The 25,863-nt window shown below is 70.4% G+C and carries 28 protein-coding genes; 11 read left to right on the top strand and 17 right to left on the bottom strand.

What is annotated here, in order from left to right; all coding sequences use genetic code 11:
* Positions 1–27 precede the first annotated feature (27 nt).
* Entirely contained in the window at positions 28–678 is a 651-nt protein-coding gene (locus tag ACOFKX_RS12770) for a squalene/phytoene synthase family protein (protein ID WP_419827464.1), read from the bottom strand.
* A 76-nt stretch (positions 679–754) separates the two neighbouring features.
* On the opposite strand from ACOFKX_RS12770, the gene ACOFKX_RS12775 reads away from it, so the two are divergent.
* The 6 genes from ACOFKX_RS12775 (at position 755) to ACOFKX_RS12800 (ending at position 6,048) form a co-directional block, all read left to right on the top strand.
* Positions 755–2,650 carry a TadE/TadG family type IV pilus assembly protein gene (locus ACOFKX_RS12775; protein ID WP_419827465.1) on the top strand — a complete coding sequence of 632 codons (1,896 nt, stop codon included), beginning with the start codon at positions 755–757 and terminating at the stop codon, positions 2,648–2,650.
* The gene (locus ACOFKX_RS12780) at positions 2,647–3,234 is read left to right on the top strand and encodes a TadE family protein (protein WP_419827466.1); all 588 of its coding nucleotides are present in this window, start codon (positions 2,647–2,649) and stop codon (positions 3,232–3,234) included. The genes ACOFKX_RS12775 and ACOFKX_RS12780 overlap by 4 nt, the downstream gene beginning before the upstream one ends.
* Positions 3,231–3,860 carry a TadE/TadG family type IV pilus assembly protein gene (locus tag ACOFKX_RS12785; protein ID WP_419827467.1) on the top strand — a complete coding sequence of 210 codons (630 nt, stop codon included), beginning with the start codon at positions 3,231–3,233 and terminating at the stop codon, positions 3,858–3,860. The genes ACOFKX_RS12780 and ACOFKX_RS12785 overlap by 4 nt, the downstream gene beginning before the upstream one ends.
* Before the next feature lie 131 nt (positions 3,861–3,991).
* Entirely contained in the window at positions 3,992–4,423 is a 432-nt protein-coding gene (locus tag ACOFKX_RS12790; protein ID WP_419827468.1) for a secondary thiamine-phosphate synthase enzyme YjbQ, read from the top strand.
* A gap of 1 nt (position 4,424) precedes the next feature.
* Positions 4,425–5,330: an ROK family protein gene (locus tag ACOFKX_RS12795; protein ID WP_419827469.1), complete on the top strand. Its 906-nt coding sequence runs from the start codon at positions 4,425–4,427 to the stop codon at positions 5,328–5,330.
* Between the two features lie 97 nt (positions 5,331–5,427).
* Positions 5,428–6,048, top strand: coding sequence for a cell wall hydrolase (locus ACOFKX_RS12800; RefSeq protein WP_419827470.1), 621 nt, complete (start codon positions 5,428–5,430; stop codon positions 6,046–6,048).
* A 1-nt stretch (position 6,049) separates the two neighbouring features.
* On the opposite strand, the gene ACOFKX_RS12805 is transcribed toward ACOFKX_RS12800, so the two are convergent.
* From ACOFKX_RS12805 to ACOFKX_RS12870, 14 genes are all read right to left on the bottom strand, one after another.
* A complete protein-coding gene (locus ACOFKX_RS12805) occupies positions 6,050–6,922 on the bottom strand; it encodes a general secretion pathway protein GspK (RefSeq protein WP_419827471.1) in 873 nt (290 codons plus the stop codon).
* Positions 6,919–9,039, bottom strand: coding sequence for a type II secretion system secretin GspD (gene gspD, locus ACOFKX_RS12810; RefSeq protein WP_419827472.1), 2,121 nt, complete (start codon positions 9,037–9,039; stop codon positions 6,919–6,921). The genes ACOFKX_RS12805 and gspD overlap by 4 nt, the downstream gene beginning before the upstream one ends.
* Positions 9,036–9,539 carry a hypothetical protein gene (locus ACOFKX_RS12815; protein ID WP_419827473.1) on the bottom strand — a complete coding sequence of 168 codons (504 nt, stop codon included), beginning with the start codon at positions 9,537–9,539 and terminating at the stop codon, positions 9,036–9,038. The genes gspD and ACOFKX_RS12815 overlap by 4 nt, the downstream gene beginning before the upstream one ends.
* A complete protein-coding gene (gspM, locus tag ACOFKX_RS12820) occupies positions 9,499–10,050 on the bottom strand; it encodes a type II secretion system protein GspM (RefSeq protein WP_419827474.1) in 552 nt (183 codons plus the stop codon). The genes ACOFKX_RS12815 and gspM overlap by 41 nt, the downstream gene beginning before the upstream one ends.
* Positions 10,047–11,048, bottom strand: coding sequence for a hypothetical protein (locus tag ACOFKX_RS12825; RefSeq protein ID WP_419827475.1), 1,002 nt, complete (start codon positions 11,046–11,048; stop codon positions 10,047–10,049). The genes gspM and ACOFKX_RS12825 overlap by 4 nt, the downstream gene beginning before the upstream one ends.
* The gene (locus ACOFKX_RS12830; protein WP_419827476.1) at positions 11,045–11,629 is read right to left on the bottom strand and encodes a prepilin-type N-terminal cleavage/methylation domain-containing protein; all 585 of its coding nucleotides are present in this window, start codon (positions 11,627–11,629) and stop codon (positions 11,045–11,047) included. The genes ACOFKX_RS12825 and ACOFKX_RS12830 overlap by 4 nt, the downstream gene beginning before the upstream one ends.
* Positions 11,626–11,991 carry a hypothetical protein gene (locus ACOFKX_RS12835; protein WP_419827477.1) on the bottom strand — a complete coding sequence of 122 codons (366 nt, stop codon included), beginning with the start codon at positions 11,989–11,991 and terminating at the stop codon, positions 11,626–11,628. The genes ACOFKX_RS12830 and ACOFKX_RS12835 overlap by 4 nt, the downstream gene beginning before the upstream one ends.
* Positions 11,988–12,371 (bottom strand): type II secretion system protein, encoded by a 384-nt coding sequence (locus ACOFKX_RS12840; protein ID WP_419827478.1) that lies wholly within the window; start codon positions 12,369–12,371, stop codon positions 11,988–11,990. The genes ACOFKX_RS12835 and ACOFKX_RS12840 overlap by 4 nt, the downstream gene beginning before the upstream one ends.
* Positions 12,355–12,783, bottom strand: a complete 429-nt coding sequence (gene gspG, locus ACOFKX_RS12845; RefSeq protein WP_419827479.1) for a type II secretion system major pseudopilin GspG — start codon at positions 12,781–12,783, stop codon at positions 12,355–12,357. Before gspG ends, ACOFKX_RS12840 begins: the two co-directional genes overlap by 17 nt.
* A 3-nt stretch (positions 12,784–12,786) precedes the next feature.
* Positions 12,787–13,992 carry a type II secretion system F family protein gene (locus ACOFKX_RS12850; RefSeq protein WP_419827480.1) on the bottom strand — a complete coding sequence of 402 codons (1,206 nt, stop codon included), beginning with the start codon at positions 13,990–13,992 and terminating at the stop codon, positions 12,787–12,789.
* Positions 13,989–14,156: a hypothetical protein gene (locus ACOFKX_RS12855; RefSeq protein ID WP_419827481.1), complete on the bottom strand. Its 168-nt coding sequence runs from the start codon at positions 14,154–14,156 to the stop codon at positions 13,989–13,991. The genes ACOFKX_RS12850 and ACOFKX_RS12855 overlap by 4 nt, the downstream gene beginning before the upstream one ends.
* Before the next feature lie 146 nt (positions 14,157–14,302).
* Positions 14,303–15,991, bottom strand: a complete 1,689-nt coding sequence (locus ACOFKX_RS12860) for a GspE/PulE family protein (RefSeq protein WP_419827482.1) — start codon at positions 15,989–15,991, stop codon at positions 14,303–14,305.
* Positions 15,992–16,064: 73 nt separating this feature from the next.
* Positions 16,065–17,714, bottom strand: coding sequence for an inorganic phosphate transporter (locus tag ACOFKX_RS12865; RefSeq protein ID WP_419827483.1), 1,650 nt, complete (start codon positions 17,712–17,714; stop codon positions 16,065–16,067).
* 611 nt (positions 17,715–18,325) lie between these two features.
* On the bottom strand, positions 18,326–19,009 hold the full coding sequence (locus ACOFKX_RS12870) for a Coq4 family protein (RefSeq protein ID WP_419828264.1): 684 nt from the start codon (positions 19,007–19,009) through the stop codon (positions 18,326–18,328).
* A gap of 23 nt (positions 19,010–19,032) precedes the next feature.
* On the opposite strand from ACOFKX_RS12870, the gene ACOFKX_RS12875 reads away from it, so the two are divergent.
* Positions 19,033–19,380, top strand: a complete 348-nt coding sequence (locus tag ACOFKX_RS12875) for a transposase (RefSeq protein ID WP_419827484.1) — start codon at positions 19,033–19,035, stop codon at positions 19,378–19,380.
* Between the two features lie 793 nt (positions 19,381–20,173).
* Here the strand turns inward: ACOFKX_RS12875 and ACOFKX_RS12880 are convergent.
* Complete coding sequence (locus ACOFKX_RS12880; protein ID WP_419827485.1) at positions 20,174–20,455, bottom strand: hypothetical protein; 282 nt, start codon at positions 20,453–20,455, stop codon at positions 20,174–20,176.
* Between the two features lie 282 nt (positions 20,456–20,737).
* Here ACOFKX_RS12880 and ACOFKX_RS12885 point away from each other — a divergent pair, with 282 nt between their 5' ends.
* Positions 20,738–21,151 (top strand): hypothetical protein, encoded by a 414-nt coding sequence (locus ACOFKX_RS12885; protein WP_419827486.1) that lies wholly within the window; start codon positions 20,738–20,740, stop codon positions 21,149–21,151.
* A gap of 791 nt (positions 21,152–21,942) precedes the next feature.
* Here the strand turns inward: ACOFKX_RS12885 and ACOFKX_RS12890 are convergent.
* Entirely contained in the window at positions 21,943–22,509 is a 567-nt protein-coding gene (locus ACOFKX_RS12890; protein ID WP_419827487.1) for a TetR/AcrR family transcriptional regulator, read from the bottom strand.
* 101 nt (positions 22,510–22,610) lie between these two features.
* Here ACOFKX_RS12890 and ACOFKX_RS12895 point away from each other — a divergent pair, with 101 nt between their 5' ends.
* Genes ACOFKX_RS12895 through ACOFKX_RS12905 form a run of 3 tightly spaced genes read left to right on the top strand, consistent with a single transcriptional unit; the run spans position 22,611 to position 25,824 of the window.
* A complete protein-coding gene (locus ACOFKX_RS12895; RefSeq protein ID WP_419827488.1) occupies positions 22,611–24,059 on the top strand; it encodes a flavin-containing monooxygenase in 1,449 nt (482 codons plus the stop codon).
* Positions 24,056–24,877, top strand: coding sequence for an SDR family NAD(P)-dependent oxidoreductase (locus tag ACOFKX_RS12900; protein WP_419827489.1), 822 nt, complete (start codon positions 24,056–24,058; stop codon positions 24,875–24,877). The genes ACOFKX_RS12895 and ACOFKX_RS12900 overlap by 4 nt, the downstream gene beginning before the upstream one ends.
* Positions 24,874–25,824, top strand: a complete 951-nt coding sequence (locus tag ACOFKX_RS12905; RefSeq protein ID WP_419827490.1) for an alpha/beta fold hydrolase — start codon at positions 24,874–24,876, stop codon at positions 25,822–25,824. Before ACOFKX_RS12900 ends, ACOFKX_RS12905 begins: the two co-directional genes overlap by 4 nt.
* Positions 25,825–25,863: the final 39 nt, after the last annotated feature.

Raw genomic sequence — 25,863 nt, forward strand, 5'->3', positions numbered from 1 at the left:
ATGCGCGTCGCCGCCGCCGCCAAGCCTTCAGCGGCCCGTCAACTGGTGGCGCAGCACGCGAAGCGCCCGCGCCCGACCGGCAGGCGGGGAACCGCCGCAGTCGGCGAGCGCCAGCGCCGCGAGCTGGCCGAGCGGCCGCAGCCGACGCGGCCACCGCTCCGCCATCGCGCGTTCCAAGGCTGCGACGGCACCCGCGCGGATCGCCGCCGCGCGCGCCGTCCGCCCGAGCCGCCGCGCGCAGTCGACCCGCGCCCAGCCATTGCCCGCCGCACGCAACCGCTCCTCCTCAGCGTGGGCGGCACCGATCAGAGCACCCGAGAGGAGGAACAGCCTCTCGCCCCGTTCGACGGCGTGGGCGGCGACGGCGGCGTCGCCGGTTTCTGGATTGTCGAGCAGTGCCTCCCACCCGGCCGCCGTCGCGGCCAGCGCGGGCCCGTCGAGCCCGGCCGCGGCGCAGGCGGCGAGCAGCGGCTCGCCACCCGGCGCACCGGCCGCCAGCGCGTCGAGCGCGTCGCGCCACCAGACCAGCCGCATCAGCCCCAATGCCGGCTCGCGCGTCGCCGCCACGATCCCTGCCAACCGCTCGTCCAGCGCCCACAGCACCGCCACCGCCTGCCGCGTGGCGGGCGGCACGGTGGCAAGCGCCAGCGCGCGATCGGGATCGGACAGGTCGGCCATGGAAGATTCCTTAACCCATCGCCCGCTACCGGGATCGACGATGTTCCGGAAAGCTCTATCGCGGACGAAGACGGCTGTGGCGACCGCGCGCGCGCGCGCCGGCGCGCTGTGGCGTTCGGAACGCGGGGCGAGCCTACCGCTGGTCGCGGCCAGCATCCTGCCGATGATCGGCGCGGTGGGCTCGGCGACGGATCTCGGCCGCATCTACATCGCGAAGAGCCAGATGCAGGCGGGCGTCGATGCCGCGGCCCTGGCCGGGGCGCGCGCGTTCAACAACACCGACGGCACGTCGAGCGATCGCAACCATCAGGTGAGCGCCTACTTCACGGGCAACTTTCCCGACGGCTACATGGGCATGCCGACGATCTCGCCGACGCCGCTGTTCCAGACGGTGGCGGGCGTGAACCAGACCACCGTCACCGCGCAGGGCGATCTGCCGATGGCGTTCATGCAATTGTTCGGCAAGCGCACCCAGCGCATCTCGGTCATAGCGAAGGCGTCACTTCAGCCGCGCCCGCTGGAAGTGATGGTGGTGCTCGACAATACCGGCTCGATGGCGAACATGCTGGACGGCACCAACACCAGCATGGACGCGCTCAAGACGTCGATGCACAACTTCATCACCGCGCTATACCAGGGTTCGACCACGCGCTCGGACTTGGCGATGGGCATCATCAACTATACCGTCACCACCAACGTCGGCGACATCCTGAAGAAGTACGGCGTGTCGGTGAAGGAGCTCATCGGCTTCACCTCCGCTGGGCCATATTCCGGACAGGTCAATTTTACCTGGCCGAGCCAGCCGCTCGCCTGGAAGGGCTGCGTCGCGGACGATCCGACACATGTCGACATGAGTTCAAATCTTTCCGTCAAGGAAAGCGATGCCTACGACATCCAGCGCACGCTGCCCGGCGAGGGCAACATGCCGGCGATCACCCCCTTTTTCTATCCCCCGGTGTACCTGCCCTACAGCCTTAACAACGCGAACGATCCCACCAGCAACTACTATAAGGTCCTGCCGGGCATGGACATCGCGAACAACATGTTCCTCATGGATGCGGGCTATGGCAGCAGCATCTTCGACTTTGTGGCGAATCAAAATTACGCTAAACCATATTTCTACAAGTTCTACATCGGACTAAACGACGGGTACGCAGGCGTCGGTAATGATGTGGTGGTAACCAACAACACAAACGACGCGAGTAACACGACAACTTACTGGGCACCGGCGTCAAACTTCGATCCGGCCGCTCCTGGCAACCTTGCCAAGTATAAGATCGTGACTTCACGCATCCCGCACGTGTCCGAGACTTCCTATTGGAGGCAGCCGTCGGCCTACCAGGTGCAGGGTAGCAAGAGCAGCTCCGGCAATTGGCAGGATACCGCACCGCCGTCGCCGAACTTCCAATGCCCCGAGGCCGGCATGGAGGTCGGCTATGGCCGCACCAAGAGCACCTACGACAATTTTATCGACAACAAGGTCGCGCCCGTTACCCCCGCGATCGGCACCATGCACCATATCGGCTTCCTGTGGGGCTACCGGCTGCTGGTGCGCGACGACGTGTTCACCCGCACCAATCCGACGACCGAGAAGCCGAAGCGCGCGATCGTGTTCATGACGGACGGTAGGACCGACCTGATCCAAGGGAACAACTATAATGATCGCTTCTACACCGCCTATGGCGCGACGGTCGACAAGACGTTGATCAACGACACGGACTACTCGAAGTTCAAGTCCGCCGAGGAGCTGCGCTTCAAGAAGACGTGCGAAGCGGCCAAGGCGGAGACCAACCCGCCGCTGATCTTCATCGTCGCGCTCAATCGCGGCGGCAACGACATGAATTCGGATACCCGTTCCATGTTCCAGGGCTGCGCGACCGGCGGTTATTTCGAGACGACGAGCACGACCGCGATCAACTCGGCCTTCACCACGATCGCGCAGGAGCTCATCGACCTGCATCTCACGCAATGACGCGACGCGGTCTCCGGCGCGATCGTCGCGGCACCACGACGATGGAGTTCGCGCTCATCGCGCCGGTGCTCATCACGCTGATCTGCGGCACGATCGAGTTCGGCCATTTCTACATGGAGCAGACGTCGCTCAACGGCGCGCTGCTGGAGGCGGCGCGCGCCTCGTCGGCATCGCAGGAGTCTTCGGAGACCGCGCGAGACACGGCGATGCGCGCCTACGTCACGCGTGCGATGGCGGACTATGCGATCGCGTCGGGGCGGTCGCTCGCCATCTCGACCACGGTCTACGCCGACTTCACGAGCTCGCAACCCGAGCCCTTCGTCGATCGCAACGGCAACGGCGTCTATGACGCGGCGAGCGGCAACCAGGCCGCCGAAACGTTCACCGATCGCAACGGGAACGGTCGCTGGGACGCCGCAATCGCGAAGAGCGGCACTGAGGGCGGCACCGGCGATGTCGTCAGCTACACCGCCACCTTTCCCGGTGCCTACCTGTTCACCTGGATGAGCAGGATCACCGGCAAGACCTACCAGTCGCTGACCGCCACCGTCGTCACGCGCAACGAGCCGGTGAAGACGTCGTGATCCGGCACCTCGCGCGCGACAATCGCGCGGTCGCCTTCGTCGAGTTCGCGCTTGTCCTGCCCGTGCTGCTCGCACTGATGATGGGCGGGCTCGAGATCGCCAACTACGAGCTTGCCACCAACAAGGTGCAGCGCATGGCGACGATGCTGGCGGACCTGCTCGCCCAGAATGGCGACGGCCCGATCGCGGCGACCGAGACGCAGGTGTACGACCTGTTCACGGCGCTCGACGTTTCGGCCAAGCCCTACGACATCCGCAACGCCGGCCGCGCGGTGCTCACCGTCATCAAGGGCGTCGATCCCGACGGCGACGGCGTGGTGGCCAACCAGATCATCAACCAGCAGTTCGACGGCGCGCTCATCGCCGCGGCGCCGGTGCTGGGCTGCGCCACCACCAGCACGACGCCGGTCTACGCGCGCACGCTCACCAAGGACGAGGTGATGATCCACGCGCAGGTGAGCTACCGGTATGCCGCGCTCTTCCCGCTTCGCATGAACGAGCTGCTGCGCCTGCCCGCCACGATCACCCGCACCGCCGCCTTCCGGGCGCGCAGCAAGGACTTCAACGTCTCGCCCGACGCGACCCATCCCAACAAGGGCAACTGCACGACCGCCAACGGGTTGTGAGCGCCGGCTCGGATCATGAGCCGCGACCGGCGTGGCCCAAATTGGCCTTGCGCACCGATGCCGGGGATCGCGACGGGGATCGGCGACGACTGCTCGGGATCGGACGCGCGCGCCGCCGCGTTTGCAGGAGGATGAGCGACGCTCCCCTCCGCCAGGCCTCGACCCGCTTCACGATCGAGACGCGCGGCAAGGGCCTCGTCGAGTTCACCGAAGAGGTGGCGCGCTGGCTGGCGGAGAGACGCGTCGACGAAGGGCTGCTGACGCTGTTCTGCCGCCACACCTCGGCATCGCTGCTCGTTCAAGAGAATGCCGCGCCGGCGGTGCGACGCGATATCGCCGCCTATTTCGAGAGGCTGGCGCCTGAGGGCGCCGGCTACGAGCATGACGACGAGGGGCCGGACGACATGCCCGCGCACCTGCGCACCGCGCTAACCGCGACGAGCCTCGCCATACCCGTCGCGGGCGGCCGCATGGTGCTCGGCACCTGGCAGGGGCTCTACCTGTTCGAGCATCGGCGGCGGCCGCACAGGCGCGAAATCGCGGCGCACCTGATGGGAGCCTGAGGTGGCGGACGATGCGTTCTTCGCAGGCGTCGAGCTCGGCGGCACCAAGACGGTGGCGGTGCTCGGCCGCGATCGCGACATCGTCGATCGGCTGACGGTGCCGACGACCACCCCGGCCGAGACGCTCGCTGCGGTGGCGGACCGCCTCGCGGAGTGGCGGCGCGACCGCGCGCTGGCGGGGCTGGGCGTCGCGAGCTTCGGCCCCGTCGCGCTCGACCCGGCGTCGGCCGAGCACGGGCGGATGCTGGCGACGCCCAAGCCGGGCTGGGCGGGAGCCGACGTGCTGCGCCCCCTCGCCGAAGCGGCGGGAGCGCCCGCGCGCCTCCACACGGACGTCACCGCCGCCGCGTTGGCGGAAGGGCGCTGGGGCGCGGCGCGCGGCCTCGCCGACCATGCCTATGTGACGATCGGCACCGGCATCGGCGTGGGGCTCGTCGCGAACGGGGCGCCTGTCTCGGGGCGGATGCACCCGGAGGCCGGGCACCTGCGCGTGCGGCGACTGGCGGGCGATGGCTTCGCAGGGAGCTGTCCCTTCCACGGCGACTGCTTGGAGGGCCTCGCCTCCGGCCCTGCCATCGCTGCGCGTGCCGGCCGCCCGGCCGACGCACTGCCGCCGGACGATCCGGCCTGGTCGCTGGTTGCAGACGCGCTGGCTGAGGGCTTCGCCGCGCTGCTGACCACGCTCGCCCCCGCCGCGATCGTGGTCGGCGGCGGCGTCGGGCTTGGCCAGCCGCAGCTCCTGCCGCTGGTGCGCGCCGGCATCGTCGCCAAGCTTGGCGGCTACCTGCCCTTCGTCACCGCCGAGACGATCGCGACGATGATCGTGCCGGCGGCGCTCGGCGGAGACGCGGGTCCTCTCGGCGCGCTCCTGCTGGCCGCCCTCGCGGCCGGACCGGCGACCGCCTAGCCGACGCGATCCGTGGCTTGCAAAATCCGCCTCGACATGGCCTCTACGCGGCAGGATCGGGGACGGGCGATTGCGCGGCTGGAGGACTCTTGGCGGGATGGTTGGGGCGGCGCTCGCCTGCGCGCCCGCGCATGCAGGGGGCAATCTGCCGACGGCCGGCGTCGCCACCGGGCTCGGCCTGACGGGCGGCGAGCGGGAGCGTGCGCTCCAGTGCCTGGCGCAGGCGATCAGCTACGAAGCGGGCCACGAACCGCAGGCGGGGCAGGAGGCGGTGGCGCAGGTGGTGCTCAACCGGCTGCGCGACCCCGCTTATCCCAAGACGGTGTGCGGCGTGGTGTACCAGGGTTCCGAGCGACGCACCGGCTGTCAGTTCACCTTCACCTGCGACGGCGCGATGGCGCGGTGGAAGCCGGGCGCGAGCTGGGCGGGCGCGGTGCGCATCGCGACGCTGGCGATCGACGGCGGGCTGCCAGCGTCGGCGGTGGGCACCGCGCTCAACTACCATGCGGGTTACGTGCATCCTGGTTGGGCGGCGCGACTCACGCGGGTGACGCAGATCGGTCAGCACATCTTCTACGGCGCGGGCGGCGGCGCGGCGGTTGCGGCAGCCGACGGGCCACGCGACGCGCCCCGCACCGCGACGCTGTCGGTTTGGGGTCTGACGGCGGCGGTGCTGACGCCGGTGGCGGGCGGCGGCGTCGCGGTGCGGACGAATTGAGCTACTCCACCGCGCGCACCAGATAGGCGGGATCGCGGCGGCCGGTGAGCTGCACGATCTCGGCCTTGCGGTAGCGGCCGCCCTGCCCGTCCCGCGCCTCGACGCGGATGGTGATGCCGCGCCCGACGAGACTCTCCACGGCCTGAAGCGGCAGCACCGGGCGCTCGCCCGCGATCTCACGCTCTCGCTCGATCGCGCTCGCGGCGCCCACCCCCATGACGCCGAGCGCGAGCGGGTGCGCGTAGCGTTCGTCGAAGCCCTCGCCTTCCGCCCCGATCACCGTCACCGCCGACCGCAGCCGCGCGACCATCGCAGGCGTCACGCCGCGCACGCCACCGAGCTCGTCCATCGAGCGGAACGGGCCGTTGCGCGGGCTCCGGCCGAGCCCGACATAGGCGGCCGCCTCCGCGCCATGCGGGCGGGGGTTGCCATCGGGATCGCGCCAATCCAGGAAGGCGTCGCTCACCGCGTCCAGCGCCTCGCCTTCCGCCCCCGCCGCCTCGAACATGCGGCGTGCCTGCTGCTCGTCGATGGCGTTGAGCGGGATCTTGCCGCGCTCGTCCTCCAGGCTCACGTCGATCTCGATCCCGTCGAAGCGCAGCCGGTGCCGCCCGTCGGGCGCCCAGCGCCGCTCGCGCTCGGTCATCGACAGCGCGCGGACGGCGAGCACCACGCCGGCGTCCGCCGCCGCCTCCAGCCGCGCGCGCTGCCGCTCGGCGCCCGCGATATCGAGCGTGCCGCGCGTCGATGCGATCACGCCCGCCGCCACCACCGCGATCAGCGCCATCGCCAGCACCGCGACGAGGAGCGCGAAGCCGGCCTCGGGATCCTCGCCCTCCTCCCGCGACCCGGCGGAAGGCGGCCCGCCGATCACGGCAACGTGCGCGTCACCGGCTGCACAGTGCGGCCCCGGATCGGCTCGACGCTGCGGATCTTGGAGCGGAGCTCGTCGGTGATCGCGCTCGCATCCTCCGGCGTGCGGACGACATGCGGCTTCAGCAGGACGAGCAGCTCGGTGCGATCCTGCAGATTGTCCTGCCGCCCGAACAGCGCGCCGACGACGGGGATGCGCGAGAGGTAAGGCAGGCCGTCCCGCCCGCGCGTCCGGCTGTCGCGGATCAGGCCGCCCAGTGCGATCACCTGCCCGTCCTGCACCGCCACCGAGGTGGAGATACGACGCGTGGAAATGGTCGGCGAGTTGCTGGTCGCCGAAGTCGTAGTCGAAGCCGGGCTGACGGCGCTCACCTCCTGCGCGACGTCGAGCAACACCAGCCCGCTGGCGTTCACGCGCGGGGTGATGCGCAGGATCACGCCGGTGTCACGGTATTCGATCGAGTTGACGATCGCCGAGTTCGACGTGACGACGCCGACCGCCGATTGGGTGGCGACGGGCACCTGATCGCCCACCTGCAACGCCGCCGTCTGGTTGTTGAGCACCATCAGCTTGGGCGCGGAAATGACGTTGATGTGGGTCCGTTGCTCCAGCGCGTTCAGCGTCGCGGAAATCGAGTTGCCGCCGTAGAAGTAGGAGAAGCCGGGGAACTGGCGCACCGGCGCCGCCGTCGTGCCTTCCGTGAGCGCGAAGTTGTTGCGGCCGGTGTCGAAGCTCCACTGAACACCGTAGCGCATGTTGTCGTTTAGCGTCACCTCGGTGATCGCCGCCTCGATCATCACCTGCTGCGGCAGGATGTCGAGCTTGCGCAGCGCATCCTCGATCACCGCGAAGTCGCGCTGGGTGCCGAACACGACGATCGAGTTGTTGGCCTCGTCGCTGGTGATCGTCGCGTGCACGCTGTCGTCCGCCGGCGTGGCGGCCGGGGCGCCGGCCACGGGCGGCGCGGCGTTGGCCGGCTGAGGCGGCGCGAGCGGGTTGACGCTCTGCGGCGGCGGCGAGGGCTGAGCGTCGCCGGGGCCGCCCGGCGGCACGTCGGCGACGGGTTGATCGCCGGTGCCGGTCGATCGGCCGAAGGCCGCGTTGATCGTCCGGACGAGATCCTTCGAGCGGCCGTTCTGCACGCGGTAGACCCAAAGCCGGCGCTCGTTGGACTCGCCTTCGCGATCCAGCACCTCGATGAAGCGGCGCACGTCCTCCAGATACTGGCGCTGCTGGGTGATCGCGAGGATGCCGTTCAGCCGCTCCATCGCGATCAGGCGGACGAGACCGGCTGTGGGCGCGCCGGGCGCATTGAGCAGCCGGTCGAGTTCGGGCACGATCAGCCGCGCGTCGGTGCGCTGCGGCACGAACAGGCCGAACGTCATGTTCCTGAGCCAGTTGACGTCGAACTGGCGGAGCAGGTCGCGGACATTCTGACGCTGGCCGGTGGTGCCCGACACGGTGATGCTGTTCTGCGTCGGATCGGATGCGGTGACGACGCCGGGCAGCACCGGCTCCAGCAGCCGCCGCATCTCGTCGGCGGAGACGAACTGGAGCGGGATCACCTCGGTGCCGAAGCCGGGCACGCCGGGCGAGGCCGGCCCTGCTATCGTCCGCGCGGCGTCGATCGGCGCGACGACGAAGGTCGATCCGTCGCGCACCACTGCCAGGTTGCTGGCGCGTAGCGCGTCCTCGAACAGCGCGAAGACGGCGCTCCGCGCGACCGGGCGCGGCGTCACCAGCGTCACCGGGGCGGTGGGGCCCGGCTCGACGCGATAGGGCAGACGCAGCACGTCGCCGAGCACCGCCTGCGCCACCGCGCGCGGATCGGCGCCGGGAAAGTTGAGCGCGACGTCGCCAGACTTGAGCGCCCGCACCGGCGGCGTGGAGGCCGGCGTGGGCGGCGTGCCCACGATCACCGACGAGCGGACGACGCGATCTCCTTCACCGCTGGTGCCGGCGGCGGGCGGCGGCAGCAGCATCGGTGTGCCGCCGGTGAACTCGGGCATACCCGGCCGCGCCGCCTCGCTCATGCTCGTGGGCGGGGCCTTGGGCGTGCACGCCATCGCCGCCACGCCCAGCAGCACGGCGCCGCATACTCCGCCCGTCCGCCTCATCGCCCGGCAACCGGCGGTGCTGGGAGCGGCTGCGTGGGCGAAGCGCCCGCCGTCACCGGCAACGTCGCGGTCTCGCCGCCGCGCCGGAAGAGGAGCACCGTCGCACGCACGCCGACCAGCCGCCAGCCGCGGTAGCTCGCACCCGGCGCCAGCGAGACGACGGTTCCGTCCGGCGCTTGCACGAAGCCGTTGCGCGCGCCACCACGCACCACCACACCGATCGCGCGCGCCCCACCGACCGGTCCCTCGACCACCGCCGGGCCCGCCGCGACGCGCGCCGCGAACAGCGGCCGCGCGAGGATCGCGGCATCGGGCGCGAGCGCGGTGAGCCGCGCCGGCTCAAGCGCGAACGGACGCACCACGCCCGGCTCGGGCAGCGTTACCGCGCGGGGCACGACGAGCTGGAGCAGCAGCATCGCCGCCAGCACCGCGGCGGCGAGCGCGGGCGGCAGCGTGCCGTCATCGCGGCGTGGTCGAGGAAAAGGCAGCCGATACTTCAAGGCGGACATCCAGTGGCCGTGCGGTCGGCTCGTCGGCGGCATCATGCGCGACCAGGTCGGCGGCGTCCACCAGCAGCAACGGCGGCGTGTCCTCCAGTCGCGCGATCAGCGCCACCGCCTGCGGCAGCGCCATCGCCGCCTGAACGCGCGCGCGCGCGATGCCGGGTGGCCCGCCGAGATCCTCCACTCCGCGCATCTCGCCGCCGGCGCGCGCGACCTCCGCCGCCAGCCGCTCGGCGAGCATCGCGGCGGCGGCGGGCTGATCGGCCGCCGCCATTCGGAACAGCCCGGCACGCCCGCGCTGCGCCGCCGCCGCGCGGCCGATGGAGGCGACCTGCGCCAGCGCGCGCTCATCACGGGCATAGGCCGAAAGCAGCTCGCGGCGGCGCTCCGCGCGATCCTCGAAGCCGCGTACGATCGGCGCGACGATCAGCACCCAGCCGAGCACGAGCGTGAAGGTCAGCAGCGCGATCGCCGAGAGCCGCCGCTCGCGGGGCGCCAGCGTCCTCATCGCCGCGAAGGCCAGTCTAAACCGATATCGAAGGGCTGTCCCTCGGGCGTCGCCGCCAGCACCTCGGCGGTGGCGTTGCGGACCTGGCGATAACGACCACCGGCGCGCATCGCGCCGAGCACGTCGACGTCGGCGCGGCGGACGCCGGCGACGCGGATGCCCTCTGGCGCGATCGCCAGCCGACGCACGCTGGCGCCCGGCGGCATCTTCCGGCTTATGTCGGCGACGATCGCCAGCGGATCGCGCGCGACGCGGCGGGCGAGCATCGCGTGGCGCGCCACCTCCTCGTCGAGCACGCGGCGGCGCGCGCGCCGCACGCCGTCCGCCGCCTGCGCGTGGCTCCCCACCAGCCGCTCGACATTCCGGAGCGCCAGCATGTCGGCGGCGATCAGCAGGAGGATGTTGAGCGCGAACAGCGCGGCCACCAGCCGCCACCACGCCCGCCGCCCGGCGCGCGGATCGCGCTCGCCCCGCGCGGCACGTAGCGCGGGCAGGAAGTCGTAAGCCACCCCGCCGTCCGCGCGCCGCGCGCCGAGCTTGATGGGCGTGAGCCCCGCCCCGCGCACCGCCGCCTCGGCCTCGACGGCTTGCGCCACCGGCAGCGCCGCCACCGTCGCGGTGCGCGCGCCGTCCGTCACCGGGCCGGGCACGATGTCGGTCAGCGCGGAGCCGGGCGGGAACGGCATCAGCCGATCGAGCTGGAGCGTCACCAGCCGACGCAGATCCTCGTCGCCCAGCGGCGGCAGCGACAGCGTGCGGACGAGCACCTGGCGCTCCGGCACCGCCGCGATCACCGGCGTCCCCGCCGGCACCACTACCGGGCGACCACCGCGCGTCACCGTCACGCCACCCGCCGCGTCGATCAGCGCGATTGGCCCGCGCAGCTTCCGCCGCCGCCAGCGGGCCGGCACCATCGCCGCGAGTTCGCCCGTCCACCAGCGCCAGCCCTCGCCGATCCAGCGGCCCACCTCGCCCATGTCGGCGTCGAGCACGCTCACGCGCAGGTGCCCCGCTCGGGATCGACCTGGCAGGCGGCGGCGGCGTCGACGCCGACGCGCACGACGAGGTCGGGCCAGACGCGAAGGTCGCCGCCGGCGAAGCGCAGCCGCAACCGGACGAGGCGCGGCGGATCGGCGCCTGTCCAGGCGGATCGCCAGCGCGGCACTGGATCGTTCGCCGCCACGCCGAAGTAGGACAGCGCGATGGCGGCTACGCCGTCGAGCACCGGCAGCCGCGACAGCATCAGCCGCCCGCCCGGCGCGAGCGCCAGCGTCGTGCGCCCGATCGCGCCCGTGCCCTCTCCGCCTGCGGGCGGCGCCAGGAAGGCGAAGCGTGCAGGCGTCGCGACCAAGGCGGTGCCGCCGGGCGCGTTGGCGTCCTCCGGCGCCAGTCGCTCGATCCGGTCGCGCAGCAGCGCCTGCGCCGCCGCCACCGTCTCCCCCGCTCCGGCCACGGCGGCACCGCGTCGCCACGCCGTGCCGCCCGACCACAGCGTGGCGGAGAGCAGCCCCGCCACCGCCGCGATGATCGCGAGCGCGACGAGCAGCTCGACGAGGGTGAAACCCTCTTCCCGCTTCACCCGCCGATCCTCAGGCTGGTCAGCGTCGCGAGCGGCACGCGCGCGCGCAGATCGCGGACGGAGACGGTGACGCGCGAGACGGGATCGACGTCGCTGGCACCGTCGCCCTCATAGGGCTCCACCGCCACGCGCCAGGCGAGGTCGCCGTCGCGCCCCTCGACGATGCCGGTGGCGAGCGGCGTCTCCACGCCGGCGGCGGCGAGCCGCGAGCGGGCGACGAGCAGCGCGCGTTCGGCCTCGGCGACGCGGCGGCCGGTGCGCGCGTTGGCGGCGACCGTCTCGAACAGCGTTCCCGCCAGAGCAGCGACGATCAGCGCCGCGACCATGGCCTCTATGACGATCGATCCCTCCTCGCGGCTCATCGCGGCGCCGGTCTCGCGATCCCGGTGCGCGAGACGGCGTAGCGGTAACCCGCGCCCTGGCCGGCGACGTCGACGATGCCGCCGGTGGACGAGCCGTCCGGGAAGAAGACGATGCCGGCGGACGGCATCGTCGCGATCGTCACGCCGGTCGACTGCGTGCCGAAGCCTGCGGACGGGAGCGACACCGTCGCATCGGCGCGTATCGCCTTCGCCCGCGCCGCCGCGAGCGTCGCCGCCGCCCCGCTCGCGGCGGAGCGTAGCGCCTGGCCGCGCGATCCCGCCGCCAGCGCCGGCCACACCAGCCCACCGATCAGGCCGAGGACGGCGAGCACCACCAGCATCTCGAACAGCGTGAAGCCGCGCTCACCAGCTTCCGACATCGGCGGCCTCGCCCGTCCCGCCCTCGACCCCGTCCGAGCCCGCGCTCCACACGTCGACCTCGCCATGCTTGCCGGGCGCCTGAAAACGATAGGGCTTGCCCCACGGATCGACGAGCGCGCTGACCTGCGGGAGGTACGGCCCGTTCCAGCCGACCGGCGGCGGCACCGGCTGCGTCACCAGCGCCTGCAAACCCTCCTGCGCCGTGGGGTAGCGACCGACATCCAGTCGGTAGAGTTCCAGCGCGGAGGCGACGTTCTTGGCCTGCACCTTGGCGGTCTGCGTGCGCGAGGAGCCCAGGTAGCGCACCACCGGCGGGCCGACGATGGCGGCGAGCAAGCCTAAGATGGCGAGCACCACCAGCAGCTCGAACAGGGTGAAGCCTTCCTCGCCGTTCTTCCTGCGGACTGCCATGCCTTATCCCAGCGCGAGGTCGTTGAAGCCGAGGATCGCCGTCATGATCGAGGCGATCACCGTGGCGACGATGCCCCCCAATAGCACGGTGATCGCGGGCGTCAGCACCGCCACCAGCCGCTCGATCCTGAGCCTCACCTCACGGTCTAGCACGTCCGCCAGCCGATCCAGCATGGGCCCCAAGCTGGACGTCTCCTCGCCGGTGCGCAGGAAGCCGACGGCGAGGCGGGGCAGCACGCCGGTGGCCGCCAGCGGCGCGGTGAGCCCGCCGCCTTCGCGCAGGGTGGTGGCGGCGCGATCCACCGCCGCGCCCATGTGGCGGTTGCCGATCGAGCGCCGCGCCATCGCCAGTGCCACGGGCAGGTCGACCCCGCCCGTCACCAGCACGCCCAGCGTGCGGGCGAGCTGCGCCGTCTCGGCGTAGCGCACGATCGTGCCCACCTGCGGCACGTCGAGCAGCATGCGATCGACGCCCGCGCGCACCCGCTCGGCCCGAAGCGCGCGTACGCCCAACGGCACCGCCAGCACGAGCAGCAGCAGGATCACGAGGCCGTAATCGCGCGTAAAGCGGCTCGCCGCCATGATCGCCAGCGAGGCGGCGGGCAGCTTGGCGTTGGGGGTGGAGGCGAACACCGTCTCGAACTGCGGGATCACGAACAGCAGCATCAGCAGGATCACGCCCACCGCGATCACCAGCAGCGCCACCGGGTAGACGGCTTGGCCCACGATCATCGAACGCATCTCCTCGCGCGCCTCCAGCGTGGCGGCGAGCCGCGCCATCGCGTCCGCCAGCCGGCCGTTGGCCTCGCCCGCCTCGATCATCGCCTGCGCCATCGGCGGGAACAGCTCCGCCGCCTGGCCCAGCGCGCGCGACAAGGGCACGCCTTCGCGCACCTGGCGCAGCGCCTCCTCCAGCCGGGTGCGCGTTGCCGCATGCTCGATATTGTCGATGGCGAGCGCCAGCGCGCGGTCGATCGGCAGCCCGGCGCCGAGCAGCACGCCCAATTCGCCGATCGCCTTCACCGCCGCGCGCCGTCCCGCTCCACCGATGCGACTCCGTGACTTCGGCGCGGCGCCCTCGTCCACCGCGATTGGCATGAGGCCGAGCGCGCGCAGATGGGCGAGCGCCGCCTCGCGGTCGAGGGCGTCGAGCGCGCCGGCGGAGGTGCCGCCAGCGGCGTCCACCGCTCGGTAGCGGTATGCCGTCATGCCGCCTCGCCGCCGTCGACGCGCGGCCCATCGGCCACCGCTGTCGGGCCCGCCGCGCCGGCGCGTTCGCCGTCGACGAACAGCCACGCCCTCACCGCTGCCGAGCCAGCCCTACGGTCCTCAGCGTGGAGCACGCCCGCCCAGGTGCCACCCGCGGCAGTCACCGCGCGACGCCGCGACGCCGCGACACCGCCACGCCGCCGTAGCGGACCACCTCGCTCTGCGAGGACGGGCCGGCCCCCCTGGCGGGGCCGCCGGCGACGATCAGCCGCATCTTCGCCGCCAACGGCGACGGCGTAGCGACGCCCCGTCACGCCGTGTCCGCGCTGACGACGCGCAGCACCTCGTCGAGCGAAGTGAGCCCCGCCGCCGCCTTGGCGAGCCCGTCCTCGACGAGCAGCCGCATCCCCGCCGCCGTCGCCGCCCGCTCGATCTCGCGCGCCTCGGCGCGGGCGAGGACGAGCGCCGCCACGCACTCGTCCATCACAAGCAGTTCGAGCAACGCGATACGGCCGCGATAGCCGGTGCGCTTGCACGCCGGGCAGCCCACCGGCCGCCGGAACGCACCTTCCGCGTAGGCCATGCCGTGCCGCCCGAATGCCGCGAGCGCGGAGGGCGGCGGCGCCCACGGCTCGGCGCACTCGCCGCACAGCCGCCGCGCGAGGCGCTGCGCCAGCACCGCGTTCAGCGTCGAGTTGATGAGGAACGGCTCGGTGCCCATGTCGATCAGCCGGGTGATCGCCGCCGATGCCGAGATGGTGTGCAGCGTCGACAGGATGGTGTGCCCGGTCAGCGCCGCCTGCACCGCCACCTGCGCGGTCTCGCCGTCGCGGATCTCGCCGACCATGATGACGTCCGGATCCTGGCGCAGGAAGGAGCGCAGCGCGGCGGCGAAATCCAGTCCGATGGCGGGCGCCGCCTGCGTCTGAACCACACCGGGCAGGCGGTATTCGATAGGATCCTCGATCGTCAGCAGCTTGGCGGCGGCGCTGTTGAGCTCCGCCAGCGCGGCGTAGAGCGTCGTCGTCTTGCCCGAGCCGGTCGGCCCCGTCACCAGCACGATGCCGTGCGGGCGGTGGATCACCGGCAGGAAGCGTTGCGCGATCCCCTCGTCGAAGCCGAGCGAGGCGAAATCCAGCGGCAGGCTGGCACGATCGAGGATGCGCAGCACCACGCTCTCGCCCTGGATCGAAGGCGCGGTGGCGACGCGCAGGTCGATCTCCTGGCCGCGCACCGCCGCCCGCATCCGCCCGTCCTGCGGCAGGCGCTTCTCCGCGATGTTGAGCCCGGCCATGATCTTGATGCGGCTGACGAGCGCGTTCCGCATCTGCACGGGCAGCGCCTCCTGCTCGGCGAGCACGCCGTCGATGCGGAAGCGGACGGATACGCGATCGTCCGTCGGCTCGACGTGGATGTCGGAGGCGCGCTGCTCGACGGCGGCGGCGATCAGCCGGTTGACGGCGCGGATGGCGGGGGCGTCGGACGAGAGGTCGGCGATGCGCTCCAGGTCCGCCTCGTCGGCGATCGCCTCGCTGCCGGCGCGGCCGGCGGCGGCGCCGTGCAGCCGGTCGATCGCCGCCTCGATGTCGCTGGCGCGCGCCAGGCACGGCGTTACAGGCCGGCCGAGCGCGAAGCTGATGGCGTCGCCCGCGAACGGATCGAGCGGATCGGCGAAGGCCACCTCCGCCACCTCCCCCTCCACGTCAAGCGGCAGCGCGCGCGCGTCGCGCAGGAAGGCGGCGGACAGGCTGGTCGCCGGCGCCGCCGCCAGCCGCTCCGGATCGGCGACGGACAACCCCGTATGATCCGCCACCAGCGTCAGCAGCCGGTTCTCGCTGAGCAGGCCGAGCCGAGTCAGCACCGCGTCGAAGCGCTCCCCCGTCTCGCCCGCGACGCGATCGACGCGCGCCAGCGCCTCGGGCGCGACCAGCCCGGCGTCGGCCACGATCCCGCGCACCGTCGCCGCGCGTGCCCGCAGGCCGTGCCCGGCGGCGTTCACCCGTTCCTGTCCTGGCCCGACGGCATCGGGATCAACCTGTCACATGCTCTCCCGCCCCACAATGGGGCCGACATCACATGCCGGCGGCGCGCACGATCGTGAGGAACAGCCAGTAGAGCGCGCCCGCGATCGCCATCGCGGCGGGCAGCGTCAGCACCCAGGCGAGCGCGATGTTGCGCACGGTGGACGCCTGAAGACCCGATCCGTTCGCAACCATCGTGCCGGCGACGCCGCTCGACAGGATGTGGGTGGTGGAAACGGGCATGCCCTTCACCTGCGCGAGCAGGATGGTGGAGGCGGCGACCAGCTCGGCCGCCGCGCCCATGCCGTAGGTGAGGTGCGTCTTGCCGATCTTCTCGCCCACCGTGCGGACGATCCGCTTCCAGCCCACCATAGTGCCGAGGCCCAGCGCCAGCGCGACGGACACCTTCACCCAAGTGGGGATGAACCGCGTGCCCTTCTCCAGCAGATCCTCGTAGCTCTTGAGCACCTTGTCGCCGCCGTTCGGGAAATCGGCCTTCGCCTTCTCCGCATCCTTGGTGAGCAGGCGCAGCGTGTCATACTCGACGTACATCTGGTTGCGCAGGTTCTTCACGCGCGCGGCGGGCACGTGGCGGATCGAGCCGTAGTTCTTGAGCTCGGTTGAGATCTCGGTCGCGGTGGCGGCAAGCGCGGCGTAGACCTCCGGCTTGTCGGCCTGATGGGTGCGCAGCGCCTGGCGCAGCGTCTCCTCCGCCTTGGCAGGATCGACGGTGGCGCCGCCCGCCTTGGCGGCGAGCACGCCCTGCGCCTTCGTCGCCGACTGGATGAACGCTGGCGTCGAGCTGTCGGGCATGGTGCGGTTGAGCGCGTAGGCGGTGGGCGCGACGCCGATCAGGATCAGCATGATGAGCCCCATGCCCTTCTGCCCGTCGTTGCTGCCGTGCGCGAAGGAGACGGCGGTGCAGGTGAAGATCAGCAGCGCGCGGATGCCGGTGGGCGGCGGGGTATCGCCTTCGGGCTGCTCGTAAAGCTTCTTGTCGCGGATGACGCGCTTCATCACCCAGAGCAGCGCGCCGGCGGCGACGAAGCCGAGGATCGGGCTGACGAGCAGCGCCAGCAGCACGTTCTTCGCCTGCCCCCACTCAACGCCCGAGGTGCCGCCCGGGCCGGTGGAGAGGAGCTGGTTGGCGAGGCCGACGCCGAGGATCGATCCGATCAGCGCGTGGCTCGACGAGTTGGGCAGCCCGAACCACCAGGTGCCGAGGTTCCACGTCACCGCCGCGATCAGCAGCGCGAAAATCATGGCGTAGCCGCCCGCCGAGCCGACGCCCAGGATGAGGTCCACCGGCAGCAGCGTGATGATCGAGTAGGCGACCGCGCCCGTCGAGAACATCACGCCCGTGAAGTTCCAGCAGCCCGACCATATCACCGCGAACACGGGCTTCAGCGAGTTGGTGTAGATGACGGTCGCCACTGCGTTGGCGGTGTCGTGGAAGCCGTTCACGAATTCGAAGCCGAGCGCGATCACCAACGCCAGCCCGAGGAACAGGAAGGCGCCGACCGCCAGCGGCTCGCCGACATTCTGCGTGTCGGAGAAGATGCTGAACGCCGCGTAGCCCAGCCCCGCGACCAGCACCGCCAGGAAGGCGATGCCGCCGGCGGGGTGGACCTTGTGGTCCAACGAGACGGGCGAGCCTTCCGCCCGGCCCGTAAAACCGCCGTCGATCGCGCGCGTGGCCATGGCGACTCTCCCTGCTGCCCCGACGAAGGCTTGCAGAGGGACATGACAGTTCCGCGACAGCCCGCACGCTGGAACTTGATCCGCATCTTCAGGCGGAGGCGCGCGGCGAGTCCGGAGCCGGCGCCCGGCTCCGGTTAGCCCAGCGCCGTCCGTTGCTATCGTTGGCGGTGCCGGCAGGTAGGCGCAGCGCTGCTAATGGGGACCGTGCTTCCTCAGCACCATGCCGAGCATGACCACGTCGAACAGGATAATCCGCAAAGCCCCGGCGGCAACGCTGTCGACGTCCGAGATGTGGGCGCTGCCGTCCAACCCGGTCCGGACCGGCGGCCAGTCAGCGGCGATCGTTGAGGATGATGCCGTTCCTCTCGATCAGCCCCGGTGAAACGCCTGCCGCCTTCACCCTGACCGCGATCCGCGCGGCACCTTCTCGCGCGGAAGGCACCCGCTTCGTCGCGGAAGGCCTCTTCCTGCCGAGTATCGTTCAGGTCCATTCCGGTCGTCAACGCGCCGGGCACGGCTCTGGCCTCGCGCACCACTCGCCAGCTTCATCATGTTGGCGGGCGAGCAGAAGGGCAGGCCGAACAGGTCTAGCGGCCGCTTCGTCACTCGCCTCATGAGACGCGTGCGACGGCGGACCCGCACCGAGCGCCACTGATCGAGAGGGTACTGCTCACCGGGCTCGAACACGGGAGCAACGCGCGCGCGACGACCGCCTGATAGCGCGTAGGCGGCCGGATCCCCAGCTCGGCACGCGCGAGGTCGAGCGGCAGCGCCATGAGCTTCTCATAGTCGAGCCCCGGCAGCCAGGCTGCAACGCGACCATGGCGAAAGCCCTCGATCACCGCACGGCGGACACCTCTCACGCCATGCGCGACCCCACCCTTGACCAGCACGCCGAGCGCGATCGCCAGCCAGCCGAGCCCGCGCGTTTGGCTGTAGGAGAAGGCGACGAGGCTCGCCTCGCCGAGCGGATCACGGCCGTAGCCGGTGAGGACGTGCCACAGATCATGAATGTCCCGCATGCGCCGGCCATACCAGGCGACGGGGTCGGGCTGGTCATGCTGATCGGCGCGAAGCCCGGCCTTGCTGACCTGCGCCAGACCCCCCGCCGACAGCCGCTCGCCACGCACGAATGCGCGGTAGGCGGCGCCGACCGTTCCGTCCGCGAAGCCGTCGAGCCAGGCGTCATCCATCAGCCGCGCCTCCAGCTCGACGTGCTCATAGGCGAGCCGGGCGCCGGTCGGCCCGGCGATGGCAATTATATACTTGACGTAACAGGCTCTAGGGGTAGTGATCTCTGCAAGGAGGGATCACCCGCATGTTCGAGCTCACCAACCCGATCTACAGCGACGCCAACGCAGCTCGCGAGCACCTCGAGGCGCTGCACTGGCCGAATGGTCCGGTGTGCCCGCGCTGTGGCGAGACGGAGCGGCTGAAGCGCGCATCGGGCAAGAGCACCCGCCCCGGCGTCATCAACTGCAACGCCTGCCGCAAGCCCTTCACCGTCACGGTCGGGACGATCTTCGAGGACTCCAAGATCCCGCTCAACAAGTGGTTGATGGCGTTTCGCCTCATGGCCGGCGAAGAAGGGCAGGCGCTCGCTCGGCATCACCTACAAGTCGGCCTGGTTCATGGCGCGCATCCGCGAGGCGATGGACATCGATGATGGCCCGCTGGGCGGCGGAAGCGGTGGTAGAGGTCGACGAGACCTATGTAGGTGGCAAGGCTAAGAACCGCGCCTACCGCAAGCCGGCGGCGAAGAAGCCCGTGCGCACTTGTCGAGCGCGACGGCCGCGTCGCGAGCCGCCACGTCGCCCGTCACAGCGGAAAAGGTCCGCCCGCTCGTCGTCGCCAAGATCGACCGCGCCAGCTGATGACGGACGCCCCGTCTACACTCGCATGGGCCGCGAATTCGCCGGCCACGGCGTGAACCACTCGATCGGCGAGTATGTCGCCCTCGGGCCGTTCAAGCACTCGAGAACTTCTTCTCGATCTTCAAGCGCGGGGTGATCGGCACCTATCACCACATGAGCGACGAACTGCGCCGAGCGGCTACAACACGCGCAAGGTGCCCGACGACGTGCGCACTGACATCGCCATGCGCGGCGCGCGCGGGAAACGCCTTACCTATCGGCGGACTGACATCGCAGCATAGCCTGACGATCGAGTTCGTCGAGCGCTGGAAGCGCGATGACGGCTACTTGTGTAGCCAGAGCCGTGTTCGAGAACCGCAAGCGCGAGTGCGGCAGCGGCGAAGCACGCTTTCAGATATGTCGCGATGCCGGAGCTTGTCGACCTGATCGTCCAGCGCTCCGACATCCTTTACCAGCCTTTCCACGAGAGTGGACAGCTTCGATACCTCCTGAATAACCAGGCGAATATCCGCGACTGGGTGAAGATCGCGCGGCTGCGTGGCGGCGAAATCGTCGCCCTGCGGAGATACGGGATCGCGAGGCGACCTAGGCAAGGGCACGCCCTTCCCAATTGGTCTTGATCCACGTCCAGATTTCCGGGTTCGCGCGGCCAAAGTATCCACCGACTTCGGTCACGACCCCGATTCGGCCTCCCTCTTGGGTAAGGCCGAGACGGTTAGAAACGTCGGTCGCCGTCGCCGCAGCAGCAACCAACCAAGCGTTGAACGCGAGTTTGTAGTGCTGGCCCGGGAACACCGCGGCCAGGGTCGCGTCGAGGGGCGGCGGTGAAGGGCTGCCTCCGAGATCAATCACTGTGAAGATGGTCATGCGTGGAGTCTCATCGCCATCCTACGTGTCCCGTCCGCCCGCCGAGCGCAAGGCCGTGGCACCAACCCCGTCGACAGCCAAACGCTCCTGCCGTATCCAAACACCGCCGCTCGGGTCTGAACAGCCTTAGCGGCGCACCATCGCGTGCCGAGCACGGGTCCGCTCTGTCGGGCGGCCCGCGGAATAAAATAGCCTCACGGCGAATACGTGGGGCGTGCTGCACCCGTGCTCGCACGTGTTCAACCACCCGGCTCCGGCCGGGTTGAGCACGGGGGATAGCTCATGCGCAACGTCTACCTCGCGGCGATCCTCGCCGCGTCGATCTCGATTCCAATCACAGCGAAGACACCGTCTCGCCACACCGCTCACGCTGGCGGGCAATGCGCTGGCCTACAGAGCCAGTATAAGGCCGATGTCGATCGGGCCAGCCGCTACATGGCTTTCAGCGACGCGATGGCGGATGCTTCGGAACGCTCCAGCGCGCAGACGACGGCACAGACCAAACAGGCGAACACGCTCTCGAAGGTCAACATCGACCTGAACGTGCTGAAGGGGGCCGGCTGCCCGGTGCCGCCCGTCACTCCTGATCCGGAGCCGTACAAGCCCGCCGCACGCGGCTGCGCTAGGCAGATGATCCTCTCGCACTATGACGACGGCCTGCCGCAGGGCTGCGATCCCGAGACCTGGACGAAGTAGCTACCTACTCGCCGGCTGCGCGTCCTCGCGTGGTGCCGGCCGGCGAGCTTCCCGATCGGGCCGCAGCGCCCGCTTGAGCCCCCGCACCATCCGTGCTTCGATCTCGGCGCGGGGGAGATCGTCAGTGTCGGACACGTCCATCTTCGACGCTCACTGTTTGGCGCTGGGAAGGCTCTGCGTAGCATGGGCGACGATTGATCGCCAGTTGAACGATATCCTGACTTTAGCGGCTCGGCTACGGCATCGCCTCAACGGCCGACGCCCAGCGCGCGCGCCTCGCATCGTGGATAGCCGTTGTTGACGCCCTCCTAAAGCGGATCGCTCTTGAGCTAGCGCCCTCACGCAACCGGCTCATTCACGACTATTGGGAGTTCTCGGACGGCTCCCTGACCCGCCTAGATCGTCGCGCTCGTGCAAAGCGTCCGCAGTCTCGATCGCCGCTCCGGGTCGAGTACGATACTCGTCACGCTACCGACCCACAGGATACGGATAGATTGGTTCGCCAAGTAGGACAGACAGCCTTTCTTCTCGATGGATCTGGAAGATTGGCGAAGGCGGATGCGCGCAGTACCGCCTCTGCTATCCGGCTCGATCTTCGACCTTCCAGATGTCCTCCAGCGTGACGCAGGACAGCCCTAGCTCCTGCCTCAATCATCCTCAGTAATATCAACGCCGGCCTGTCCTGGCTCTTCCAACATCTAGCACCTGTTGCGTCAAGTATATAATTCGTCGAGAAGTAACTCTCGAACACCTGCGTGGTGCATTGTCGGCGAGCAGGCGGCGGAGGGCCGTCAGCGCGCCGCCAGTCGCGGCGTTCGACGACGGCGTCGCCAGGACGATCGCGCAGGCCGGCGATGGCGGGGACGGCGGCGTGCGCGTTCATGCCTCCGTGACGTAGCCACGGCGTCGAGCAGCTCGCGCCAGGCCACGGCGTCATACGCGGCGGCGAGCGGCAGCGCCTCGGAGTTGACGAAGCTCTCGTCGAGACGCCGGTGATCTCGATCAGGAACACGCGCGCGCTGGGCACGGATCGTCGAGAAGTAACTCTCCAGCATCCGCGCCGCGCGGAGGGTGACGGGCGGCGCGTCATCGCCCCCAGCCTCGCGTAGCGCGTCGAGCAGCCGCGCCACCACGGCGTCATACGCGGCGGCGAGCAGCGCCTCGGAGTTGACGAAGCTCTCGTAGAAATAGCGCTCGGTGAGCCCCGCCTCCTGGCATACCGCCCGCACTCCTGTGTTGCGATAGCCCTGCCGCCCGTACAGGCCGATCGCCGCCTCGATCAGCCGATCGCGGCGCGCCGAGCGGCGCTCGACTGGGTCGACGCCGCCATACCGGCGTTTCGAGATCGTCTCCGCCATGCCACTTCCTTGTTGACAATGCGGCTTGTCATATTCGACAGAAAGCCATGCTGCAATCCCGTTCCCCCGCATCCGATCTCCCCCCCACGGAGCACTTGGACGTGCTGATCGTCGGCGCCGGCCTCTCCGGCGTAGACGCCGCCTACCGTCTGCAGACCGGCAGCCCCGACCGCAGCTTCGCGCTGTTCGAAGCGCGCGACGCGATCGGCGGCACGTGGGACCTGTTCCGCTATCCCGGCATCCGCTCGGACTCGGACATGACGACGCTGGGCTTCCCCTTCCGCCCGTGGCGCGGCGAGCGTTCCATCGTGGAGGGCGGCGACATCCGCGACTATATCCGCGACACCGCGCGCGAACATGGCATCGACACCAGGATCAGGCTCAACCATCGCGTGATCGCGGCGGACTGGTCGAGCGCGGAGGCGCGCTGGACGATCGACTATGAGGCCGACGCCGCGCCCTCCCGCGTCACCTGCGGCTTCCTGTTCCTATGCTCGGGTTATTACGATCATGCCGGCGGCTACGCGCCGACCTGGCCCGGCCAGGAGGCGTTCGCCGGCACGATCGTCCACCCGCAGTTCTGGCCCGACGACCTCGACGTAGCGGGCAAGCGCGTGGTGGTGATCGGATCGGGCGCGACGGCGGTGACGCTGGTGCCGGCGCTCGCCGCCAACCGTACGAAGTCGGTCACGATGCTCCAGCGATCGCCGACTTACATCGTCTCGGTGCCTAGTCGCGACAAGCGCGCGATCCGCTGGCGCGAGCGGTTGCCCATGTGGCTCGCCGACAAGGCGATCTTCTGGAAGAGCGTGGGCTTGAGCACCTTCTTCTACGAACTTGCGCGGCGGCGGCCGGGGAAGTTCAAGGCGATGGTGTCGGGCGGCCAGCGCAAGTTCCTTGGCCCCGCCTTCGACATGGCGCACCTGACGCCCAGCTACCAGCCGTGGGACCAGCGGCTGTGCCTCGTGCCCGACGGCGACCTGTTCCGCGCGTTGAAGGCCGGCACCGCGACAATCGAGACCGACACGATCGAGCGCTTCGCGGCGGACGGCCTCCTGCTCGCCTCGGGCAAGGCGCTGCCCGCCGACATCGTCGTCACCGCGACCGGGTTGAGGATGCAGATGATGGGCGGGGCCACGCTGTCGGTGGACGGCGAGGCGGTCGAGCCCGCGACGCGGATGCTCTACAAGGGCGCGATGCTGGAGGGCGTGCCCAACTTCGCCTTCGCGGTGGGCTACACCAATGCGTCCTGGACGCTGAAGTGCGACCTGACGGCGCGCTTCGTCAGCCGGCTGCTCAACCACATGGCGCGGCGGCGGATCGACTCTGTGGTTCCGGACGCCGGCGACGAGCCGCGAGGCCTCGATCCGATGATCGATCTCAACTCGGGCTATGTCCGGCGGGCCGCCGCGACGCTGCCCCGGCAGGGCAAGCGGGCGCCGTGGCGCGTCCACCAGAACTACGCGCGCGACCTCCTCGCCTTCCGCACGAGCCGGATGCGCGACGGCGTGCTGCGCTTCAGCCGGCGGCGCGAGAGGCAGGCGGCATGAGCAAGGCGTTCGCACTTGGCGGCAAGGTGGCGGTGGTGACGGGCGCCGCCAGCGGCATCGGCCGCGCCGTCTCGATCTCGCTGGCGAAGCGCGGCTGCCATCTCGCCCTCGCCGACCTCAACGAGGCGGGTCTGGAGGAGACCGCGCGCCACGTCGGCAACGGCGTCCGGGTGACGCGCCACCGGCTCGACGTCGCCGATCGTGCGGCGGTCGCAGCCTTCCCCGCCGAGGTAACGGCGGCGCACGGGCACGTCGATATCGTCGTCAACAATGCCGGCGTGGCGCTGGGCGGGCTGTTCGAGCAGGCCAGCGAGGCCGATTTCGACTGGCTGATGTCGATCAACTTCGATGGCGTCGTGCAGATGACGCGCGCCTTCCTGCCGCACCTCAAGGCGCGGCCGGAAGCGCAACTCGTCAACCTCTCCAGCCTGTTCGGCTTGATCGCGCCGCCGGGGCAGACCGCCTACTCCGCCGCCAAGTTCGCGGTGCGCGGCTTCTCGGAGGCGCTGAGAAACGAGCTTCTCTATGCGAGGTCCAACGTCGGCGTGACGGTGGTGCATCCCGGGGGCGTCGCCACCAACATCTCCAAAGCCGCGCGGGTAGCTCGAAGCGTCGGCGAGGAGCAGAAGAAGAGGTTGCAGGCTCGCTTCGACCGCGCGCTGAAGATGCCGCCGGGGCCGGCCGGCGAGATCATCGTCAAGGCCATCGAACGCCGCGCGGCCCGCGTGCTCGTCGGCAACGACGCCAAATTCGCCGCCACCATCGAGCGGCTGATGCCCGTGCGCTACTGGTGGCTGCTCGGCCGGGCGATGGCGTGACGCCGCGGAACGCCGCCGGCCTGCTTGCCGCCACGGGCGCGAGCGTCGCGGGTGGTCTCGCACTCTACTCCAGCCTCGCCGCGCTTCGCGCCGAGCGGCTGGTGCCGCGGGACGGCGGCTTCGTCGAGGTGGACGAGGCGAGGCTTCACTATGTCGAGGCGGGTCGGGGGCCGGCGATCGTCATGGTTCACGGCCTCGCCGGCCAACTCCGCAACTTCACCTACGCGCTGACCGAGCTGCTGGCAGCGGAGTTCCGCGTCATTGCGCTCGATCGACCGGGATCGGGCTACTCGCCGCTACCGCCGGCCGCCACGCGCACGCTGCGCGGGCAGGGCGCGCTGATCGGGCATTTCGTCGAGGCGCTGGGGCTCGATCGGCCGCTGCTCGTCGGGCATTCGCTAGGTGGCGCGCTGTCGCTCTCGCTGGCGCTCGATCGCCCCGATCTGCTGCGCGGGCTGGCGCTGATCGCGCCGCTGACGCAAGCGATCGCGGGCGTGCCGCGCGTGTTCCGCCCCTTCCACCATCCCTCCGCACTGAAGCGCCGGCTGATTGCGCACATGTTAGCCGTCCCGCTGGGAACGATTGGACAGGGCAAGGCGCGTCGCGTCATCTTCTCGCCCGACGCGGTGCCCGAGGATTACGGCACGCGCGGCGGCGGCACGCTAGCGGTGCGGCCGTCCGCCTTCTACGCCGCCTCCTCGGAAGTGTGTGTCGGCACCGGCGAGCTTGTCGGCATGGCGGCGCGCTACCCCGATCTCGCGGTGCCGCTCGGCATCCTGTTCGGGCGCGGCGACCGCATCCTGTCGCCCGCGCTGCACGGCGAGCGCACCGTCGCCGCCGTGCCGGGCGCGGAGCTGACGCTGATCGACGGCGGCCACATGATCCCGCTGACCGCCCCCGCCGCCGTCGCCGACTGGATCCGTCGGCGGCACGCGATCACCGCCTAACCTATGTGGCTTGAGCGGCGCATCGCGGCGTCGTAGCGG

The sequence above is a fragment of the Sphingomonas sp. genome (genome assembly GCF_965200105.1).
Lineage (GTDB): Bacteria > Pseudomonadota > Alphaproteobacteria > Sphingomonadales > Sphingomonadaceae > Solisphingomonas.